Origin of the sequence: Gilvibacter sp. (assembly GCF_013214815.1) — a bacterium.
In the GTDB taxonomy this organism is placed as follows: domain Bacteria; phylum Bacteroidota; class Bacteroidia; order Flavobacteriales; family Flavobacteriaceae; genus Gilvibacter.
The window spans coordinates 1-2,640 of sequence record NZ_JABSPU010000133.1; the positions used below are offsets into that span (position 1 = coordinate 1).

General features: G+C 44.3%; 4 protein-coding genes. All 4 read right to left on the reverse strand.

The window, feature by feature from the left end; genetic code table 11:
* Positions 1-177, reverse strand: a 177-nt coding sequence (locus HRT75_RS14525) for a glycosyltransferase (protein WP_291188282.1), incomplete at its 3' end; no start/stop codon positions are given.
* A gap of 7 nt (positions 178-184) precedes the next feature.
* The gene (locus HRT75_RS14530; RefSeq protein WP_291188273.1) at positions 185-1,159 is read right to left on the reverse strand and encodes an NAD-dependent epimerase/dehydratase family protein; all 975 of its coding nucleotides are present in this window, start codon (positions 1,157-1,159) and stop codon (positions 185-187) included.
* Complete coding sequence (locus tag HRT75_RS14535; protein ID WP_291188275.1) at positions 1,156-2,340, reverse strand: glycosyltransferase; 1,185 nt, start codon at positions 2,338-2,340, stop codon at positions 1,156-1,158. The genes HRT75_RS14530 and HRT75_RS14535 overlap by 4 nt, the downstream gene beginning before the upstream one ends.
* Before the next feature lie 62 nt (positions 2,341-2,402).
* Positions 2,403-2,640: hypothetical protein (locus tag HRT75_RS14540; protein ID WP_291188278.1), on the reverse strand; the 238-nt coding region annotated here is incomplete at its 5' end.

Sequence of the window (2,640 nt, forward strand, 5' to 3'; positions counted from 1 at the left end):
TTGCTTAAAATGAGATTTATTCTCTTCAATGATAGCAAGGCTACCGTCACTAGAGCCCCCATCAATGATTACGAACTCAAAGTCACGGAACTCTTGAGCAATAACAGAATCCACAGTGGCCTTAAGCCCTGCGGCATTGTTGTAATTGATGGTGATTATAGAAACTAAGGGTTGCATCTGCGGATTATTGGTCCGACTCTTTGGCCGCTACTTTGGCCGATATCCAGTTATAAGTCTTTTCCAAGCCAACTTGTAGTGGCTGGGTGGGTTTCCATCCGAGTTTTTCAAAGATCAAAGCATTGTCTGAGTTCCTCCCGCGAACACCTTCTGGTCCAGGAATATTCTCGATATTAATATCTTTGCCTGAAAGGCCAATGATCATTTCTGCGAATTGATTGATGGACACCATTTCTTCGGATCCGATATTGACCGGACCAATAAAATCAGACTCCATAAGTCGCATAACCGCCTCGATACACTCATCTATATACAAAAAGGAACGGGTTTGTTTACCGTCTCCCCAAACATCTATTGCTCCGCCTGCAGCGGTCTCAGCAACCTTTCTACACAAAGCTGCTGGCGCTTTTTCTTTACCGTTATTCCAAGAGCCCTCTGGCCCAAAGATGTTGTGAAAGCGCGCAATACGCACGTTGAGATTGTAATTTCTCATGAAGGACAAATACAGGCGCTCAGAAAACAATTTCTCCCAACCGTATTCACTGTCCGGATTTGCCGGGTAGGCAGATTCTTCAGAACATTTTGGATTGTCTGGATCCAGCTGATTGTACTCGGGATACATACAGGCTGAGGAAGAATAGAACACCTTTCCAGCCTTCTTTTTAACTGCCTCATGAGCTACATTTAGATTGATCAAGGCGCTGTTGTGCATCACATCGGCGTCATTGTCTCCTGTAAAGATATAACCTGCTCCACCCATATCTGCAGCTAATTGATAGATCTCATCAACTCCTTGATCCACAACAGAAGCGACAACTTGTGGGTCACGAAGATCACCGATCACAAAGTCATCGGCAGGTAGGTCACTGTAGGCATGTGGAACCAGATCCACACCTCTAACGTAGTGTCCTTGAGATTTTAAATGTTTAACCAAATGACCTCCTATGAAACCTCCGGCTCCCAGTACGAGTGTCTTTTTCATGGTAATTGTAATTTTTGGGGGTTATTCTGAGGCTCAAGATACCGATTTAGCAGCTTTTTCGCCTGATTATTTACATCAAAATGTTCCTGAGCATATGCCTTGACTTGGGAACGCTTGAACTCTTGTTTTTGTTGTCCAAAAGTCTCAATAGCTTTTACCAATCCTGCTGCACTCACCTCTTTGGAGAGCTGTCCATTCAGACCGCTCTGAATATGTTCTGCCAGACCACCGATCTCAAAGCCGATAACAGGAGTTCCTGCAGCAAGCGCTTCCAACATGGTATTGGGCAAATTGTCTTCCCGACTTGGAATCAATAGGGCATCTGCCGCCCCTATGACCTTGATCTTATCAGCTTCATCATCAATATAACCTAAGGAATTCACCTGTATATTAGGGTTGTCAATTTTAAGTGCTCCGGCGCCCATGGTCATCAATTCCATTGGAATGGTCAATTCTGCTAAAGCAGCTTGCAAAAGATCTGCACCCATTCTGTAGTTGTCCAAACGATCTGAAACATAGATCAACTTTAAAGGCGCTGTCTGCCCAATTTCTTCAGAAAAAATGAAGCGTTCATAGGGCTTTTGATCAATGCCATTGGCCAGTAAATCGTAGGCGGTGTGCCTTGGGAAGATTCCACTAGCTTTGGCTGCATCCTTCAACCAAGTGGATGGAAATAACAGATGCAAATCCCTTGCCTGTGAGTAAGCTTCCTTCTTAAGCACTTTAAAAGACTCATTGAGCTCATGGGCACTTTTCCCTTTGTTTCTAGCCTCATCACCCGCGTAGTGAAAAATTCCCAAAAAGGGATTCATGTCATGCAAGGTCCAGTACACAGGCTTGTTTATCGCCGCAAAAAAGCTTTGGTAATCCAGAATGCCATTGACCCAATGCAGGTGGATAATATCTGCCTGCTGTACCAGAGGATGTTGCAGAAGGTCATAGTCCGACTCGGGACTGGTCACGATCTCCGCCTTTATAGGTGGCTGAAGAGCAGCAACCAATCGTTGAAAGTTTTGCTCCTTTGAGCTTGAGGCATTGAGTTTGTTTTTCAAACGCTTGAGAAGGCTGGGCGGTTTATAACTAAAAAAAGGATCGTCAATTTCAACTCCTGAAAAATCAATGCTTAAAGTTTTGGACAAAAAGGCTGCCTGAACACCTTGATCCTGCAAAGCGCGTTGCATTCTCAAAGCTGCTAGTCCTGCACCGCCTCTGGAGGAGGTATTGATATGTAATACTTTAAGTGCTATGCTTTCCCGCTGATTTTGTGAAACAATTTTCTGGCAAATTCCTTTCGGTAACGTTTAAAATAAGCTTTAGGATAAGCATGTGAGAGGTAGTCCATGTGTACAGCCCACAGCTGTTTTAAAAGCCAACTGCTATCTTGAGACGGCGCCTGCTTCCAAGAGTGATCCCACAAATGAACCGCAATGGACCGATCCGTTAAAAACCCCTGATACTCTTTATCACGGTCTTCATAGGAA